Here is a 17,983-nt window from a genome sequence, read left to right as displayed (position 1 = left end):
GCTGGTTCCGGCTTACAGATCGTCGAACCCGTTATCGTCGCCAACCTTGCCGTAGTTGCGGGATTTGGCTTCGAAGAAGTCGGTTTTGGTCGCGTTCAGCGCTTCATCCGAGAACGGCTTGATCCAAGGCATGCAGTTCACATCGACGCCTTCATAGGCTTTGTCCAGTCCGAGCAGGCGCAGGCGCATGTTGGCCATGTATTTGATATAATCGGACAGCTCGTTCAGGTCGATGCCGCGCACCTCGGACAGCGTGTAGTAAGCCCAGTTCGTTTCGAGTTCTACAGCGCGGTCAATGGTCTTGTAGACATAATCAATATTCTCTTTCGTATTCAGCTCAGGGAAGTCGGCGAGCAGCTGCTTGAACACTTCCGCGAAGAAATAGCAGTGCTGGTTCTCGTCCCGCTGAATATAGGAAATCATTTGGCTCGTACCCATCATCTTCTGGTCACGCGCCAGATTGTAGAAGAAGGCAAACGTGCTGTAGAAGAAAATGCCCTCCAGAATCAGGTCAGCGACGAGAGAATGGAAGAAGGTTTGCGGGTTCGGATTGTCCCGGAATTCCTGATAAATTTTCGAAATGAACGTATTGCGCTCCAGCAGCACCGGATCATGCTTCCAATATTCAAAAATCTCCTTTTGCTCCTGCTCGGAGACCAGGGAGGACAGCACGTACGAATAGGACTGGTTATGGACAACCTCCTGCTGGCCGATAATCGCCGAAACGGCCTCCAGGGATGAATCGGTAAAGTAACGCTTTACATCGCCGACAAACATCGTCTGCATGGAGTCCAGCACCGCCAGCAGCCCGATATTGATTTTAAAAGTACGTTGTTCTTCCGCATCCAGCAGCGGGAACTGTGACGCATCCTTGGACATCGGAATTTCGTCCGCGATCCAGTGATTAAGCAGCAGCACCTTGTACAGCTTATACATATGCGGCATGCGGATATCGTTCCAGTTCAGAATGCCGGAGCATTCGCCTTCGATGATGCGGGTGGAGCGGTTAGGGGCTTCCGTGTTAAAAATCTTTTGCAACTGCATGGGAGATTCTCTCCTTTTAAAATGGGCTTGATCTATAGTTAAGCCCTCAAGCTTTACGACGCACAGCTTTCACACTCTTCAATCGTCAGCGCACGGCTGCGGACATAATACGTCGATTTCATGCCGGATTTCCATGCATGCAGATGAAGGTCAAGGAACTCGGTAGCTTTGATGTCCGGACGGACGTACAGGTTAAAGCTTTGGCCCTGGTCGATATGACGCTGGCGCGCGGCCGCCATATTGATGGAGGCATGCTGATCCACCAGGAACGCTGTTTTGTAGTACCAGATCGTTTTTTCGTTCAGATCCGGCGCAGGGTTCGCAATCTTGTAGGTTGTCTTTTCCTCGTAAGAGAGCAGCTCGTACAGCGGGTCAATGCTGGCGGTCGAACCGGCGATGATCGAGGTCGATCCGTTTGGCGCGATGGCGAACAGCCAGGCGTTGCGGACTCCGTTCGTTTTCACCTGCTCGGCCAGCTCCTGCCATTCCGCTGTCGTAACGAACTTGCCTTCACGCGTGCCGTCCGTGTATTGACGGGAGGTGAAATAGTTCCCGTTCTCCCAGTCGGAGCCTTCAAACTTCGCGTAGCGGCCTTTTTCCTGGGCCAGCTCCATGCTGGATCTGACGGCAAGGTAATTGATTTTCTCATACAGATTATCGTTGTATTGCACTGCTTCGTCGGATTCCCAGCGGATGCCCTCAAGTGCAAGCAGATGGTGCAGACCGAAGGTGCCCAGACCTACCGCACGGTACTGACTGTTCGTATATTGGGCTTGCAGCACTTCAATGTTGTTGATGTCAATGACGTTATCCAGCATCCGCACCTGTATCGGCACCAGACGCTCCAGCACTCCGGCAGGCACTGCACGTGCCAGATGGATAGAGTTCAGGTTGCAGACTACGAAATCGCCCGGGATTTTGGAAATGACGATCCGGGTTTGCCCGTCCTTGGTCACCAGCTCTTCTTTCTCCACTACGGTAGGCGACTGGTTCTGCATAATTTCCGTGCACAGGTTGGAAGAGTACACCATTCCATGAGCACGGTTCGGGTTCGCACGGTTCACCGTATCCCGATAAAACATGTAAGGCGTGCCTGTCTCCAGCTGCGACTTCATGACACGCTTCATGATATCGATGGCCTGCACCGTGATGCGGGACAGCAGCGGATGATTGACGGCTTCCTCGTATTTTTCACGGAAGGAGCCTTGGCCCTGTTCTTCATCATAAAAGTCTTCCAGCCCGAGCGGACGGCCGTTCCCGTCGGTCCAGCCCATGATCTTCTTCACTTCGTGAGGGCAGAACAGGCTCCATTCACCACGCGCTTCCACACGCTCCATGAAGAGGTCAGGCAGGCATACGCCGTGGAATACGTCATGTGCGCGCATGCGCTCGTCGCCGTTGTTCAGCTTCAGATCCAGGAAGGCCAGAATATCCTTGTGAAATACGTCCAGATAGACGGCGATGGCGCCTTTGCGCGTACCGAGCTGATCTACGCTGACGGCGGTATTGTTCAGCTGGCGGATCCAGGGGATGACGCCGGAGCTTGTGTTTTTGTGACCACGGATATCTGAGCCTCTGGCCCGGACCTTGCCAAGGTACACGCCGATGCCGCCGCCCATTTTGCTCAAGCGGGCCACGTCGGTATTGGAATCGAAGATTCCTTCGAGGGAGTCGTCTACCGTATCAATGAAGCAGCTGGAAAGCTGGCCTGCCACCTTTTTGCCCGCATTGGACATCGTAGGGGTAGCAGCGGTCATATACATATTGCTCATCGCCCAGTAAGCTTCCTTGACCAGCTCCATGCGCTTCTCGGCAGGTTCCTTGTGCATCAGATACATGGCGATGACCATGTAACGCTCCTGCGGCAGCTCCATGACCTTGCCGTCGAAATCGTTGGCAAGGTAACGCTCAGACAAGGTTAACAGCCCTATGTAATCGAACAAGAAGTCATTCTCCGGTGTAATGCATTCCCCGAGCTCATCGATTTGCTCTTTGGAGTAGCATTCCAGAAGCTCTTCGCGGTAAATGCCCTTTTTCACCATTTCGGTAATGAGAGGGTAGAACGCGCCATAAGGCTCGTCAGGGTAGGATTTATAACGACGGTTATTGGCCGCTTTCTTGTACAGCGAAGTCAGCAGGGAACGTGCGGCCGCGAATTTCCAATCCGGCTCGTCCTTGCTCACCAGCTCCAGGGCGGACATGATGAACGCATTGCTGATTTCATCCCCTGTCACCTCTTCCCGGCGCAGCTTGGTGTTCACACCACGCACGAGGCGGTCTTTATCAAGCTTATCCAGTCCCTGTAGTACACGGTCGGCATAAACGGAAATCCGCATTTCGTCAAAAGCAAGCTGACGATTATTGGGTTTGATTACGAGTTGTGGCATGGATGATTCCTCACTTTCAGTCACCACAAACCCTGAAGAATAGCGCCTCACTCCAGGAATGCGCCTCTGCTTCAGGGTTGTGTCGAATTTTGGCTTCCGTACTATATTTAGGTGCTGCTCATTTACTTTAACCCAATATATTGTATCTGTAAACCGAAAAAATGAAATTGGCACAGGCACGATTATAACAAAGAAACGAGTCATCCGCAAAGGAAAGAGATTGGAAACGAGCCAAATCGACGTAATTGGGAAGAAAGACGCATTTTTTAGATTGTGTATTTGAATTGGGTGGAGGCTGGCTGGTAAAATACATGTAAAACATTCCGGCTGTGGAAAGTGCCGGAAGGGCAAAGGAGGGCAAGAACATGGCTATCGCGGAAGTCACGGTCATCCCGATCGGCACAGGCAGCACCAGTCTCAGCACCTACGTCGCGGAAATGCAGCGTGTGTTGCAGCAGCAAAAGGGGATTTCCTATGAGCTTACCTCTATGAGCACGATCATCGAAGGCACGCTGGACGATGTATTCACCGCCATTGCGGCACTTCATGAGGCGCCTTTCATGACAGGAGCGAAACGCGTCTCGACATCCGTCAAGATTGATGACCGCCGTGACAAGGAATCGTCCAGTGTGCTGAAGCTGCAGTCGGTTGAGAGCAAGCTGAGTAAAGGGGTTTGATCCGCTCCTTGTTATGTGAGTATTTAACCATTACTATTAGGATACAATGAGGCTGGGAAGGAAGTGTTTCGTATGGACCTTGCAAAACAGATTGTTGATCAATGGGTAAGGAAAATGGTTAATGATCAGCCCAGTTGGTTTAATGAAAATGATGAAAATAAAAAAGTGTCCAGGGCATTTACTATTTTAGGTGTATCCTCATATTTGAGTATTGAGCCGGTTGAAGCAACTTCCTTGTTAACAGAGGGAGGCAATGATGCTGGTGTTGACGCAGTTTATATAGGTGATCCAGATGGAGATAGTGTAAGCTTTCCTGTGGTAATTTTTCAAGCAAAGTATAAGTTTGGACTTGAGAATGATGCTAATTTTCCAGCAAACAGCATTTTAAGAGTGGTTAATGCAATAAAATCCATTTTTAATCCGAATAAGGATATTATAATGAATTCTCTACTTAAGCAAAAAGTAACAGAAATAAGGACCTTAATTCTTGAAGGTTATATCCCGGATATAAGATGTGTGATGTTAAATAACGAACTACACATACAAGAAGTGTTAAATGACCAAATTTTGTTCGAACATTATAACCATAAAGATGTTGTTAATCAGATGCAAAGGAAAATTCAGGTTAGTGAAACTTTGACATTGCCTGGAAAAAGTGTTGTGGAAGATTTTAATTTCAAAAGAGTTGTCATAGGTAAGATGAATGTCCGGGATGTGTCAGTCCTTTTAGAGAAATATGGGGATGCACTTTTAGAAAAAAATATTAGAAGGCATTTAGGAATTCATAAAAACAGAGTGAATTCGGATATACAACAAACCTTAACTTCAGACAAACGCCCAAACTTTTATTTCTTTAACAATGGTATAACAATGGTGTGTAGTCAATTTAATTACAATAAGTTTACTGAAGAGAACAGACTTATACATGTAAAGGATCTGCAAATCATTAATGGCGGGCAAACGAGTAAAACAATACTTCAAACGGTGAAAGAAAATCCGGAAATTGACTATTCTCAATGTTTTGTTTTGATTCGCTTATACGAACTGCCGGGTGAAGAACATGATGAAATGCTCTCCGATATTACATTTGCAACAAATAGTCAAAATCCGGTTGATTTGAGAGATTTACGTGCTAATGAGGCACATCAAAAAGAACTGGAGATGGGAGTAGAACAACTCGGGTATGTATATAAGCGTAAGAGAGACAATACAGTATCCTTTGTAGATAATATACCTTCTTCTGTTGCTGCCGAGGCCGTCTATGCTATATGGAGGAAGCAGCCCCACGTAGCCAAATATAAACGGAATGAGTTGTTTGGCAAGTTTTATAACGATATATTTCATAATCTAAATGCGGCACAGCTAATCATCGCCGTATTAATTTATAGGTATTGTGATACACAAAGAAAACGGGAAACCCTGGTAAATCAGTTTCCTCATCTTCCTTATAGTAACTACTTTATGTCAACCATAATCGGGAAACTATTAATGGATGATCTGAGTATATCTTTAGATCAACTTACACATAGGAACTTCGAGACAACCAGACAGCACTTTGATGAGAATAAAGAGGAACTTTATAACCGAGCCAATGAACAGATTATGGCTGTTTTAAGAGAACTTTATCCTAACGGCTATGAAGAAATTGATCCACGAAGACTGTCCTCTACTTTTAGGAGCGGTTTACTTTTAGAAAAACTTGATCTATAGATAAAATGTAGGAAAAATATAAGCCTCAGGACCTGCCCGAGGCTTGTTTGTGCTATAGAAGACGTAACAAGTGCAAAACCCACCGCTAAAGGTTGACCGCCTTCGGTGGGTTTTGCTGCTAGATGAAGCAAACGCGCGCCGTGAGGCACACCTCGTTGTCCTGGGGGAGGGTTGCGACCTCCCTTATTTCTATTGTTATGTTACCACACTGGAATTATTCAGGCAATTGTGATAGACAAACTTTCATGTGGATAATATTCTCACTGGATAAAGAACATGTGTTCTCATATAATAAAAACAAACGTCCATCATTCAATCGGCATAGGAGGATGACACCATGAGCAAGAAGCTTGAAGCCAACGGTGTGTTTGAGAGTTCACGCATGATTCTCCCGGAACACAGAGAAGCGTATCAGGCGTATATGAGGGAGCAGGAGAGACGCGGGAAGCCGACTCTGGATGACCAGGAAATGCAGCTGATCGAGCAGGCGCTGATTGAATCCTACAATCGGCGCGTGCCGATTACAGTGGTTGTGTTCAATCCATTTGACGATGAAGAGCTGCGCGGGATCGTGACCCACGTGAATACAAGCCTCCGGGAGGTCAAGCTTGTCCGTGGAGACGAGGATTACAGCTGGATCAAGCTTGAGGAGATCATTTCGGTCATTGCATAACGCTCCACGCTACATGTCACACAACCTCGGTCCGGCAGGGAGCGGGGTTGTTTTGTATCCCGGCATTCGTTATGCGGTGAAGCCATTTCTGAAGGGCCGGGCGCGGATGCTCACGCCGGGTTTTGTGGCGGAATAGTTGAGCTTGAGCCTATTTTGGCTAAACTGCAAAAAACAGCAAAATGTCCAAGCACCCCAGGAACCAAGGCGGAATAGACTGCGATTAATCCAACTGAAAGGAGAGATTGTTATTGTCTCAATCTAACGTGCCAAACATTACACCAACAATCACGATTACAAGAGATGATGCCATATCTTTAATCGTAGCTTCCATAGCTATGGAGGAACTGGGGCTTAGCCATATTCTGAATGCTGAAGGTGAGAAGCTTCAATATGTACTGGGAACCCTGCCTGGTGTGATAGGACCGATTGCTTCCATCAGTGATTTATTGGCTATCAATGAAAGCGTCCGGAAAACGTTGCAGGAAACGATCAATAAAGACTGGGTGTTAAGCAACAAATTGGAAACGGCTTTGGACGCAACAAATCTTGTAGGGCCGCCCGGCCCGCCAGGACCGGTAGGACCTCCAGGACCGATAGGCCCAATAGGCCCTCCAGGACCTCCAGGACCAACGGGAGGATCAGGAGGAGGCGCACCGGGACCGACCGGGGCAACAGGAGATAAAGGAGACAAAGGAGACAAAGGGGATAAAGGAGACAAAGGGGATAAAGGAGACAAAGGAGACAAAGGAGATAAAGGAGATAAAGGAGATAAAGGAGATACTGGGGCAATAGGAGCAACCGGGGCAACGGGAGCGACCGGAGCTACAGGAACGGGAACCACCGGAGCGACAGGAGCGACAGGAGCCACCGGAGCGACAGGGGCAACGGGAGCTACAGGAACGGGAACCACCGGAGCCACCGGAGCTACAGGGGCCACCGGCGCGACAGGAGCGACGGGAGCGACAGGAGCTACAGGAACGGGAACCACGGGAGCTACAGGCGCGACAGGAGCCACCGGAGCTACAGGGGCAACAGGAGCCACAGGAACAGGAACCACCGGAGCCACAGGAGGTACAGGGGCAACAGGCGCGACAGGAGCAACAGGAGCAACAGGAGCAACCGGGGCGACAGGAGCAACAGGAGCGACGGGAGCCACAGGTCAGACCGGCCCGACAGGCCAAACTGGAGCAACCGGGGCGACAGGAGCAACAGGAGCGACGGGAGCCACAGGTCAGACCGGCCCGACAGGCCAGACTGGAGCAACCGGGGCGACAGGAGCCACAGGAGCAACGGGAGCCACAGGTCAAACCGGCCCGACAGGCCAGACTGGAGCAACCGGGGCAACAGGAGCGACAGGGGCAACGGGAGCCACAGGCCAGACCGGCCCGACAGGTCAAACTGGAGCAACCGGGGCAACAGGAGCGACAGGAGCGACGGGAGCGACAGGTCAGACCGGCCCGACAGGCCAAACCGGAGCAACCGGGGCGACAGGAGCGACAGGGGCAACGGGAGCAACCGGGGAAACAGGAGCAACGGGAGCAACGGGAGCCACAGGAGCGACAGGAGCAACGGGAGCCACAGGCCAGACCGGCCCGACAGGCCAAACTGGAGCAACCGGGGCAACGGGAGCAACCGGGGCAACGGGAGCAACAGGTCAAACCGGCCCAACAGGCCAAACCGGAGCGACAGGGGCAACAGGAGCGACAGGAGCAACCGGGGCAACAGGAGCAACCGGGGAAACAGGAGCAACGGGAGCGACCGGAGCCACAGGAGCGACAGGAGCAACGGGAGCCACAGGCCAGACCGGCCCGACAGGCCAGACTGGAGCAACCGGGGCGACTGGAGCAACCGGGGCGACTGGAGCAACAGGAGCAACTGGATCCACAGGAGCAACCGGGGCAACAGGAGCAACGGGATCCACAGGGGCCACCGGAGCCACAGGAGCTACCGGAGCCACAGGAGCTACCGGAGAAACAGGAGCAACCGGGGCAACAGGAGCAACGGGATCCACAGGAGCTACTGGGGCAACTGGAGCAACCGGGCAGACCGGTCCAGCGTCATTCTTTACTGGCTACAAGACATCTCTCCAACAGATCAAAATACATGGCAGGATGAGGCCGACTATCGCTAAAAAAACGATACAACTCGCAAAAAAATTCTGGTAATCTACTGAGTATTTGCAAGATAAGAATGAGAACGTAAATACATAAAGAAGACTTGGGCAGTAAGTTTTTTAGGGAATATACACCATTTAAATATCTTGTACCTCTGATCAAACATCAGAAAACAACGCAATACATAGGGATAGAGACGTCAAATAAAAGAGTACGACATCCGAAGGTCGCAAGGGACGTGACAGGTACCCCAGGCGTTACCGATACCTATATATAACCATGCCTATTATTAAGGCAGTCAGTAGGTTTGAAGAAACATAGAATAGCATTAATACCAAATGTATCGCCAAGCGTCCCCGTAGTCCTGTAATTTTGTATAATTTACGTAAGCCGCTTCATCTTAATGATTGAAGTCAGAGAGCTTTCGATCAGGTTTTGAAAACGGTTACAAAATCACGAAAATCCGCGTCATATCAAGGGATTCCGGCTCTTCGTAAATCCTACACGTCAAATAAGAAGCCACGATTTCCCGACTGGTGCTACGGGGGTGACAGGCCCTACAGCTCCGAACGTCGCAGCCAATAATTTTCTTGGACGTCACACCGTAATAGATGTTTTACCGGCTAATTCAGTCGTTCCATTTACCACTACGCAGACGAATGGAACGGCCATCACAGGAAACGCAGCTGGTAATATCACTCTGGCTCCAAATCAGACGTATTATGTGGATTACAAAACGAACGAGAGTGCGCCGACAGCTGTATCTGCCGCTTTGTTCCTTGATGGTAACCTTGTACAGGAAACCCTCTCAGCTGGAATGAGTAATGGAGACATTGTAACTTTGAACGCAAGCACCATTATTTCAACTACCATGTCAAGTACATTACAATTGAGGATTGGGCAGGCTGCTACTGTTGGTAATTCATCTGTAAGCGTCGTTAAGCTGGCTTAAGCGGTAATACATCGGCTACTCTAATTTCATCAGTCGGCTTCAGCGTCTCCTGACGGTTTGGGACGGAAGAAGCCGGCTTTTTTCTTCTTCTTAATGCGAAGCACAATCCTGAATGGTGGAATCACCGGACTTTAGTAAAGAGGTGGGTTATGGATAATCCAAGTATTTCGTTATGTATGATCGTCAGGAACGAGGAAGAATATCTTCCGAAATGTCTCAGCAGTGTTATACGTATTGTGGATGAAATCATTATTGTGGATACCGGATCAACGGATGGTACCGTGGCGGTGGCCCAAGCCTTCGGAGCCAAAGTGATTGAGATACCATGGGAGGACAGCTTTTCGGTGGCCCGTAACCGGGGGTTGGAGGAAGCGACAGGGGATTGGATTCTCTGGCTGGATGCGGATGAAGAGATGGATGTGAATGAGGCCAACAAACTCAAGGAGCTGTTGACCCGGGATGCGATCCGGGAGCAACAGATCGAAGGCATTCAATTTTATTTTCGCAACGTTCTGGAGGGAGGCAGAGTGGAACATCTCTGCCTTCAACGCATGGTACGGAACCGGCCGGAATACCGCTTTGAAGGAAGGGTGCATGAAGAGATTTTGCCGAGTATGCTGGAAGTCAACCCCGATATGCAAGTCGGGCAGGTCGATATCCATGTGTATCATGATGGATATCTTGCCAAGAACATTGTGCGTCAGGACAAAATCAGCCGAAATCGGTCGCTTCTCCTGCAGTCACTCGAGGAGCATCCGGGCCAACGGCAGTATCACTATTACCTGGGGATTGAGCTGTATCGCATGAACGAGTTGGAGAGTGCCCTTGAGCATTTTAATACAGCTCTGGCAGGCCCGGAGGAAATTTCGAAAACCTTGCTGTCCAGTGCGCATAAATACAGGCTGGTTACGCTGAAAACCATGGGGCATTATCGTGATATGGTCGAGCATAGCATGGACAGCATTACCCTGTTTCCAGACTTCACGGACCTGTATCACTTGAAGGGGACCGGCTTGAGTGCCCTGGGACACACGGACAAGGCCATTTATGCTTTGCGACAAGCGCTGAGCCTCGGACCGGCTCCGGAGGAATATCCGGCCGTAACCGGCTATGGAACCTACTTGACTTGCCGGGACCTCGGAATATTGTACGCCACTGCCGGAAATCTAATGGGGGCCGATCTGTACCTAACGCTGGCGAGCCTGATGAGCACCGATACGAGGATCACATTCAAGGATTGAGCAACTTGTCAAAAGCCAGCAAAAATAACCCGAACGACAGGGGCGATCTGTGCCCCTTTTTTCGTCAGGCCATTCTGCACCGGGATTATCCTATATTCAAGAAGCCAAGCCCGTAAAGCGACGAGTTCAATTCATCTAGGATTATTACCGGATTCGCATCCATGGCAGCATTTACGATTCCTCAACATCCACCAAATCGATGATCTCACGAATATCCTGAATATTCAGGGCTGCTGCGATTTTTTCAATATGGCTGAAGCTGATGCTTTCTCTTTTGCCGTTCGCTAATTCACTTAATGAAGCTTTTCTTACATTTGAAATTCTGGATAATTCCCGTAATGAAATCTGATTAGCTTTGGTTAGTTCCTTTATTTTTACAACCACTTTCTTTCCCATTCAAATCTCCTCACTTTTCTGAATATCTACTTGACGTCCCGCATATGCGGGACATATAATGATTTTATGAACGGTACTAATACTAGTACCAACGATTCTGTAATTCGCCAATCCGATCCTCAACGTATGAATGTACATAAGTGGCAAGAAACCTCTGTGCTTTTCTTAAGAAAAATACATAGAAAGGTGGAGCAGCATGCAAAATGTATTGGAATCACTCTATTATGGTGATCTGGCTCCCCATGAACAAAGTGCCTCCCAAAGCCCGGAATACAGATTGCTGAACGAACAAATCACCGCGTCCCTGAATCACTGGAAGAAGAAGCTTGCCGAAGAAGATTTCGACGAGCTTGAAGCTTTAACCGATCTATATCATCAAGTTCAGGGAATCGATATGGCCTCCTCGTTTACACACGGCTTTAAGCTTGGCGCAGCCATGATGATTGAAGTGCTCTCCGGCATGAGCCCGCCTGCTCCACAGCAGGATACCTGATCGATGAAGCCCTGCATCCCATCCTCGTCTCTTGCAAACACGGCGAAACATCACCTGACTATTAATGATATAGCAAATGCTGGTGCAGGCGCTAGTATCACTCTGGGGTTGTAATTCCAATCAACAAGAAGCTGAGTTGAAAAGAATCAAAATGATCTGATCCGGTGCATCTGCATCGGATTTTTGCTGTGCGAAGGGTAGTCGGTCACTTGTCAAAAGCCAGCAAAAATAACCCGCATGACAGGGGCAATCTGTGCCCCTTTCTTCGTCATTTTCGGAAAATCCGATCAGCGCCGGAACGAAGTTCGCAGATTTAGAGGAGCCTCATCCAGGCAATTCTTATTTTCAGGTGGACAAGTGGCGTGCATTCCGCAAAGGTAATGCATAGGCATATGACTCTATCATTTATTTACAAAGGAAAGGAGGACACATTACGATAAAACGACAAAAACTACAGGGTAACGGGCTACATGAAAGCTTGTGTATTGGGGCAAGGGGCAAGGACCAAGGGGGCTTATCCTTTTCACAAGTGTCCTCGGCCAAGTGTTGGAAATGATTGCATAAATGCCTGAAACCCGCGTCATATCAAGGAATTCCGGTTCTTCGTAAACCGCACACGTTCAAGTTTATGAGGGATAAGGATCGACGTCCCGACTGGTGTAACAGGCGTCACGGGCGTGACCGGAGCGACCGGTGCAACAGGGGAGACAGGTGCCACGGGCGCAACAGGCTCAACTGGAGCCACCGGGGCTACTGGTGCAACGGGAGCAACTGGAGCAACTGGAGTGACAGGTCCTACGGGGCCGACCGTCACGGCGAATAATTTGTTCGCCAGAAAACCTGGTACGCTTGGATCGGTAAGCGTGTCTGCTGGTCAAGCGGTCCCACTTCCACAGACTCCTGTTCTGAATGGGACGGCGATCACGAATGCCAACGGTAACATCAGTCTGGCCCCGAATCAGATCTATTACGCAGACTACCGGACGAACGCCAATACGACCGCTGCACAATTTCAAATCGCTTTCGCTCTCAACGGTACTGAAGTACCTGGGACGAATTCAGTGACTACAGGCTTTATGTCTGCCGGTGGTGTTGGAGAAACGCTTGCCGGAAGTGGTCTCATTAGTACTGTTGGTCTTACCGGAAATCCTGTTCTCACTCTTCAAGCTGTTGTAGGGAGTGCATCTGTAGGCTCAACCAGTGTAAGTGTTATTAAATTGCAGTAAACAAACTCAGCCACCCTTCAGGAGTCTATCCAGTTCCTGGAGGGGGGGCTGAATATCAGCGCATGGACATCACGTCATCATGACTATTTCACCGAAGGAGTGGGTGCATTGGCGGACATGGAAACGATTCTGGATAACGACACGCCCCAGGAGGCGTATCCGAAGATCAACCGCAATTTTGACCGGTTGAATCAGGAGATTGCCGGCATCAAAGGCAGCATGGTTGTTGCAAGCTACTATGGTGTAGATGCCAGTATAGGCACGAACGATGCCACCACATTGCTTAATGACTTGTTTGCAGCCGCCAAAAGCCAGGGCAAAAAGTACGTGTACTTCGATGTGCCTCATACGTATCAGGTCAGTGGCAAGTTGACCGGCGCGCTGGAGCTGATTTTACTGGGGGACGGGGCCAGCATCAAAAGCAGTCATCTGGATAACTATTACATTCAAATCTGCAACACCCTGCAGGTGTACACCGGCAAATACAATACGATGGTCCACGATGAGAAGATGTTCGAAACGGTCTGGGAAGCGATTCAGTACCGCAAGATTGTAAACGTCTGTGTGTGGGGAGACAGCATCAGCACCAACCGTGAACCCGGAAGTGGGGACTGTTTTGGAGTCAGCTACAACACCGGTCCTCTTTTTATCGAAGGGGCACGGGATGGTCTGACGGATGGAGATGCGTATTATCATCGGCTGATCGATATGCTGGTTACGAAGTTCAAGAACGTGACGTTTAACTTTTACAACCGGGCCATCGGAGGGACCTATATCCAGCAATGGCAGGATGTCAATGACACCTTCAATAATGTCTCGCAGCCTTGGGTGGATCATGTCCAGGATACGAATGCGGATCTGCTCATCATCGCCTGGGGCATGAACAATGAGACCATCAGCGCTGGCAAAGAGTTCATGTATTACATGGATCAAATCACGAATTATATCGATGCCCATTTCACCAAGAAGCCTTCGATTGCCTGGTTGACCACCCCGCGTCCGGCCATGGTTTTGGAGGATAACCGGTTTGGCACATATAATGCGCAATTCGCCCGGGACCTGGCGGCGTATGCGGCCCGGATGCACGGTAAATCCAAGGGGAATTACATTATTGATGTCAATAAAGTTTCGAATCTGAAGCGGGCCGGAAAGGAATTTGAACACCCCATCATGCAGGCACTTGCGATTCGAGATACCCAGCTTGACGAGATTCTAAGCGGAAACTATGTCAAGAATGAAACGGACTATAGGCTGTCCACGCCAGACCAGTATCTCCAATTTGACGTACAGCTCAAGGATTTTGTATTGGAATTTGAAGTGAACTTTGGACAAAATCTGCCTGCCAGCAATGAAAGCCTCTGGCTGCATTACAATTGGATCGGCGGCAATGATGGCCAGGGAAGCCTGATCATCATTGGACCTCAGAACGCCTCCGGCGTGGGCTGGATCGCGGACCACAACCGCTATTTGGATCAGGCACACTGGGGACGGCAAGGTATCTATTCAGGTTCAGCCGCCTGGGACAATAATACGTTCCGCAGCATCCGGGTGGAGAAGCGCGACGATATTCTGGATATTTTCCTGGATCGTACACGTGTCCTGAGAGCCCGCACGAAGCTGAACAATATGCCGGGTGTGATCCGTCTGCGCAAAAATCCCGGTGAAATGGGGACATTTACTCTACGCAACCTCAAATTATATGAAGGAGTCTATCGGCACTACCTGCCCACGCTCACGGAGTATGAAATGTGGGGCAAATATCCCGGCAAGGATTATGGCACCAAGCCGTGGATCGGCGGGGATGGCCGTGTGCATCCGGGATCTGTGGGCATTGGGGAAGTCTATGCGGTGGCGCTTAAAGAGTTCATTGATGATTTGGCCGATATTCGTATCGCAGCGGCATCGGTAGCGGACCGCGGACTGCTGCCGATGGAGCAGAAGATTACGGCATGGAGAACGCGTCCGGACATTCCCCAGACGGCTTCCGGTGCAAACTTGCGCTTCTTCAATGCCCAGTGGACGGACTACCCGAAGGTGGTGACACTGCAGCGAGCCGATGGCAGCTATCTGAAATTCCGGCCGGATATCAACGAATTCGACCCTGGGGCGACGGCGCTGCTCGCCGGCGAATTTGCAGCCTACAACGACCCCGCCCGGAACATCACCCAGATTGCCTATGCCTACACCGGCGCATTAGACGCCAGCTATACTTTTACAAGCTATCTGAAGGTCGGTAGTTGAGTCCCCCAACTGGTACAGGATTTCAAGTCGCTTTAGCTCTTAACAGTAATCCGATACCTGGGACGAATTCAGTGACTACATCTCTTCAAGGAGGTTAAAATAAGCCCGAAGGGTGGCGGTTCTCCATTCGTCCTTCTGTAGGATGCAATTGAACTGCTGTCCATAGATTGTTTGAGGGCTGCGCGATAGGAGAGGGATATGGATCAACCAAGCATCTCGTTATGTATGATCGTCAGGAACGAGGAAGAATATCTTCCGAAATGTCTCAGCAGTGTTATACGTATTGTGGATGAAATCATTATTGTGGATACCGGATCAACGGATGGTACCGTGGCGGTGGCCCAAGCCTTCGGAGCCAAAGTGATTGAGATACCATGGGAGGACAGCTTTTCGGTGGCCCGTAACCGGGGGTTGGAGGAAGCGACAGGGGATTGGATTCTCTGGCTGGATGCGGATGAAGAGATGGATGTGAATGAGGCCAACAAACTCAAGGAGCTGCTGACCCGGGATGCGATCCGGGAGCAACAGATCGAAGGCATTCAATTTTATTTTTGCAACGTTCTGGAGGGGGACAGAGTGGAACATCTCTGCCTTCAACGCATGGTACGGAACCGGCCGGAATACCGCTTTGAAGGAAGGGTGCATGAAGAGATTTTGCCGAGTATGCTGGAAGTCAACCCCGATATGCAAGTCGGGCAGGTCGATATCCATGTGTATCATGATGGATATCTTGCCAAGAACATTGTGCGTCAGGACAAAATCAGCCGAAATCGGTCGCTTCTCCTGCAGTCACTCGAGGAGCATCCGGGCCAACGGAAGTATCACTATTACCTGGGGATTGAGCTGTATCGCATGAACGAGTTGGAGAGCGCCCTTGAGCATTTTAATACAGCCCTGGCAGGCCCGGAGGAAATTTCGAAAACCTTGCTGTCCAGTGCGCATAAATACAGGCTGGTTACGCTGGAAACCATGGGGCGTTATCGTGATATGGTCGAGCATAGCATGGACAGCATTCCCCTGTTTCCAGACTTCACGGACCTGTATCACTTGAAGGGGATCGGCTTGAGTGCCCTGGGACACACGGACGAGGCCATTTATGCTTTGCGACAAGCGCTGAGCCTCGGACCGGCTCCGGAGGAATATCCGGCCGTAACCGGCTATGGAACCTACTTGACTTGCCGGGACCTCGGAATATTGTACGCCACTGCCGGAAAGCAAATGGATGCCGATCTGTACCTAACGCTGGCGAGCCTGATGGACATTGATACGAGGATCGCATTCAAGGATTGAGCAACTTGTCAAAAGCCAGCAAAATTAACCCGAACGACAGGGGCGATCTGCGCCCCTTTCTTCGTCATGTTCGGAAAATCCGATCAGCACCGGAACGAGGTTCGCAGATTTAGAGGAGCCTTATCCGGGCAATTCTTATTTTCAGATGGACAAGCAGTGTGCTTTCCGCAAAGGTAATGTACAGGCATGTGACTCTACCATTCATGTGCAAAGAAAAGGAGGACACATTACGACAAAAACTACAGGGCAACGGGGCTTATCCTTTTCACAAGTGTCCTTGGCCAAGCGTTGGAAATGATTGCATAAATGCCTGAAACCCGCGTCATATCAAGGAATTCCGGTTCTTCGTAAACCGCACACGTTCAAGTTTATCGGGAATAAGAATTGACGTCCCGACTGGTGTAACAGGCGTCACGGGCGTGACCGGAGCGACAGGCATGACCGGGATGACGGGAGTGACAGGTCCTACGGCTCCGGCCGTGACGGCGAATAATATGTTTGCAATTCATGCCATTTCGCAAAGTAATGTAGCAACTGGTGCTCCCATTCCATTGGACACGTATAACTTTAATGGAACCGCCATCCAGCCGGGCCCCAACGGGACGATCCGTCTGGCTGCGAATCAGCAGTATTACGTGGACTATAGAGTGAACGGAAGTAACGCTACAGGAACGACGGGCATAGGCGCTATTTTGACCCTTAATGGAAATCCTGTCGGCAGTACTAACTCTGGCTCTTTGACTCAGGGTTCGCAGACGACTGTATCAGGAAACGCGATTATTACTACCACTACAGCAAGTAACTTAGGATTGAGAAATCTTGTAGGAGGATCTAACATTGGTAACTCAGCTGTAAGTGTCATTAAGCTGGCTTAATCTAGTTAGTCTCGCCGTCTAACGGGACATAGCTGCGCCTATACGCCACCCTTCAGACGTATATATGAACCTGAAGGGTGGCCAAAGCCTTCGGGGCCAAAGTGATTGAGATGCCATGGGAGGGCAGCTTCGCGGTGGCCCGTAACCGGGGGCTGGATGAAGCGACAGGGGATTGGATTCACTGGCTGGCTGCGGATGAAGCGATGGATGTGAATGAGGCCAAGTATTAAAAACGATCTTATACGCCGAAAACCCGCATCATATCAAGGAATTCCGGTTCTTCGTAAACCGCACATGTTCAAATTTACCGGGAATAAGCATTGACGTCCCGACTGGTGTAACATGGGAGTATGGTCATCGCCAGTTAATATGGCGTCGATGCCAGCGTAGCCCAGCGCATGAAAAGAAAAACCCGCAATCTATGCGGGTTTAGCCATTATATATTCTTTTCGTTATACCCTATCTCTTAGGCCGCTCACACTGTTTTAGATGTGTTACGTCGATGGGATCGTTCTTATAGCAGATCCGTTGAATGCTCTTATTAAGGGTTGGGTTTGAGCGATTGGACCACGGCTTCGGAGAGGCCGCTGGCTTTGGCAATGATGGACACTTCTATGCCCAGAGCCAGCATATTTCTGGCAATTTCCATGGCTTTCTTTTGTTC

General features: G+C 49.9%; 16 protein-coding genes. 12 read left to right on the top strand and 4 right to left on the bottom strand.

Annotated elements, in window-relative coordinates:
- Positions 1–12: 12 nt before the first annotated feature.
- Together ACE41H_RS21115 and ACE41H_RS21110 are read right to left on the bottom strand one after the other, a co-directional pair.
- On the bottom strand, positions 13–1,044 hold the full coding sequence (locus tag ACE41H_RS21115) for a ribonucleotide-diphosphate reductase subunit beta (RefSeq protein ID WP_375357537.1): 1,032 nt from the start codon (positions 1,042–1,044) through the stop codon (positions 13–15).
- A 53-nt stretch (positions 1,045–1,097) separates the two neighbouring features.
- On the bottom strand, positions 1,098–3,431 hold the full coding sequence (locus ACE41H_RS21110; protein WP_375357536.1) for a ribonucleoside-diphosphate reductase subunit alpha: 2,334 nt from the start codon (positions 3,429–3,431) through the stop codon (positions 1,098–1,100).
- Positions 3,432–3,796: 365 nt separating this feature from the next.
- Here ACE41H_RS21110 and ACE41H_RS21105 point away from each other — a divergent pair, with 365 nt between their 5' ends.
- The 6 genes from ACE41H_RS21105 (at position 3,797) to ACE41H_RS21080 (ending at position 10,798) form a co-directional block, all read left to right on the top strand.
- Positions 3,797–4,108 (top strand): MTH1187 family thiamine-binding protein, encoded by a 312-nt coding sequence (locus ACE41H_RS21105; RefSeq protein WP_375357535.1) that lies wholly within the window; start codon positions 3,797–3,799, stop codon positions 4,106–4,108.
- Positions 4,109–4,180: 72 nt separating this feature from the next.
- The gene (locus ACE41H_RS21100) at positions 4,181–5,818 is read left to right on the top strand and encodes an AIPR family protein (protein WP_375357534.1); all 1,638 of its coding nucleotides are present in this window, start codon (positions 4,181–4,183) and stop codon (positions 5,816–5,818) included.
- A gap of 337 nt (positions 5,819–6,155) precedes the next feature.
- Complete coding sequence (locus tag ACE41H_RS21095) at positions 6,156–6,491, top strand: YolD-like family protein (RefSeq protein ID WP_375357533.1); 336 nt, start codon at positions 6,156–6,158, stop codon at positions 6,489–6,491.
- Entirely contained in the window at positions 6,484–6,627 is a 144-nt protein-coding gene (locus ACE41H_RS21090; RefSeq protein ID WP_375357532.1) for a hypothetical protein, read from the top strand. Before ACE41H_RS21095 ends, ACE41H_RS21090 begins: the two co-directional genes overlap by 8 nt.
- A 112-nt stretch (positions 6,628–6,739) precedes the next feature.
- The gene (locus tag ACE41H_RS21085; RefSeq protein WP_375357531.1) at positions 6,740–8,656 is read left to right on the top strand and encodes an alpha-helical endospore appendage domain-containing protein; all 1,917 of its coding nucleotides are present in this window, start codon (positions 6,740–6,742) and stop codon (positions 8,654–8,656) included.
- A 1,050-nt stretch (positions 8,657–9,706) separates the two neighbouring features.
- Positions 9,707–10,798, top strand: coding sequence for a glycosyltransferase family 2 protein (locus ACE41H_RS21080; RefSeq protein ID WP_375357530.1), 1,092 nt, complete (start codon positions 9,707–9,709; stop codon positions 10,796–10,798).
- A gap of 171 nt (positions 10,799–10,969) precedes the next feature.
- Here the strand turns inward: ACE41H_RS21080 and ACE41H_RS21075 are convergent, their stop codons facing one another.
- Positions 10,970–11,194 (bottom strand): helix-turn-helix domain-containing protein, encoded by a 225-nt coding sequence (locus ACE41H_RS21075; protein WP_375357529.1) that lies wholly within the window; start codon positions 11,192–11,194, stop codon positions 10,970–10,972.
- Between the two features lie 196 nt (positions 11,195–11,390).
- Here ACE41H_RS21075 and ACE41H_RS21070 point away from each other — a divergent pair, with 196 nt between their 5' ends.
- The 6 genes from ACE41H_RS21070 (at position 11,391) to ACE41H_RS21045 (ending at position 17,549) form a co-directional block, all read left to right on the top strand.
- Positions 11,391–11,687 carry a DUF6809 family protein gene (locus ACE41H_RS21070; protein WP_375357528.1) on the top strand — a complete coding sequence of 99 codons (297 nt, stop codon included), beginning with the start codon at positions 11,391–11,393 and terminating at the stop codon, positions 11,685–11,687.
- 677 nt (positions 11,688–12,364) lie between these two features.
- On the top strand, positions 12,365–12,913 hold the full coding sequence (locus ACE41H_RS21065; RefSeq protein WP_375357527.1) for a hypothetical protein: 549 nt from the start codon (positions 12,365–12,367) through the stop codon (positions 12,911–12,913).
- 108 nt (positions 12,914–13,021) lie between these two features.
- Positions 13,022–15,154 carry an SGNH/GDSL hydrolase family protein gene (locus ACE41H_RS21060; protein WP_375357526.1) on the top strand — a complete coding sequence of 711 codons (2,133 nt, stop codon included), beginning with the start codon at positions 13,022–13,024 and terminating at the stop codon, positions 15,152–15,154.
- Between the two features lie 198 nt (positions 15,155–15,352).
- Positions 15,353–16,444, top strand: coding sequence for a glycosyltransferase family 2 protein (locus ACE41H_RS21055; RefSeq protein ID WP_375357525.1), 1,092 nt, complete (start codon positions 15,353–15,355; stop codon positions 16,442–16,444).
- A 437-nt stretch (positions 16,445–16,881) separates the two neighbouring features.
- On the top strand, positions 16,882–17,319 hold the full coding sequence (locus tag ACE41H_RS21050; protein ID WP_375357524.1) for a hypothetical protein: 438 nt from the start codon (positions 16,882–16,884) through the stop codon (positions 17,317–17,319).
- A gap of 77 nt (positions 17,320–17,396) precedes the next feature.
- Positions 17,397–17,549: a glycosyltransferase gene (locus ACE41H_RS21045; protein ID WP_375357523.1), complete on the top strand. Its 153-nt coding sequence runs from the start codon at positions 17,397–17,399 to the stop codon at positions 17,547–17,549.
- A gap of 311 nt (positions 17,550–17,860) precedes the next feature.
- Here the strand turns inward: ACE41H_RS21045 and ACE41H_RS25325 are convergent.
- Positions 17,861–17,983, bottom strand: a 123-nt coding sequence (locus tag ACE41H_RS25325; RefSeq protein ID WP_511055615.1) for an Rpn/YhgA-type helix-turn-helix domain-containing protein, incomplete at its 5' end; no start/stop codon positions are given.

It is taken from the genome of Paenibacillus enshidis (assembly GCF_042136365.1).
Classification (GTDB): Bacteria; Bacillota; Bacilli; order Paenibacillales; family Paenibacillaceae; genus Paenibacillus; species Paenibacillus enshidis.
The sequence above is the reverse complement of the archived record's forward strand: the minus strand, read 5'-3'. Positions and strand labels throughout refer to the sequence as shown.

Coding starts and splice junctions, on each gene's coding strand:
- ACE41H_RS21110 (WP_375357536.1), bottom strand. CDS start 3,431: ATGCCACAACTCGTAATCAAACCCAATAATCGTCAGCTTGCTTTTGAC.
- ACE41H_RS21095 (WP_375357533.1), top strand. CDS start 6,156: ATGAGCAAGAAGCTTGAAGCCAACGGTGTGTTTGAGAGTTCACGCATG.
- ACE41H_RS21080 (WP_375357530.1), top strand. CDS start 9,707: ATGGATAATCCAAGTATTTCGTTATGTATGATCGTCAGGAACGAGGAA.
- ACE41H_RS21115 (WP_375357537.1), bottom strand. CDS start 1,044: ATGCAGTTGCAAAAGATTTTTAACACGGAAGCCCCTAACCGCTCCACC.
- ACE41H_RS21075 (WP_375357529.1), bottom strand. CDS start 11,194: ATGGGAAAGAAAGTGGTTGTAAAAATAAAGGAACTAACCAAAGCTAAT.
- ACE41H_RS21100 (WP_375357534.1), top strand. CDS start 4,181: ATGGACCTTGCAAAACAGATTGTTGATCAATGGGTAAGGAAAATGGTT.
- ACE41H_RS21055 (WP_375357525.1), top strand. CDS start 15,353: ATGGATCAACCAAGCATCTCGTTATGTATGATCGTCAGGAACGAGGAA.
- ACE41H_RS21105 (WP_375357535.1), top strand. CDS start 3,797: ATGGCTATCGCGGAAGTCACGGTCATCCCGATCGGCACAGGCAGCACC.
- ACE41H_RS21070 (WP_375357528.1), top strand. CDS start 11,391: ATGCAAAATGTATTGGAATCACTCTATTATGGTGATCTGGCTCCCCAT.
- ACE41H_RS21050 (WP_375357524.1), top strand. CDS start 16,882: ATGACCGGGATGACGGGAGTGACAGGTCCTACGGCTCCGGCCGTGACG.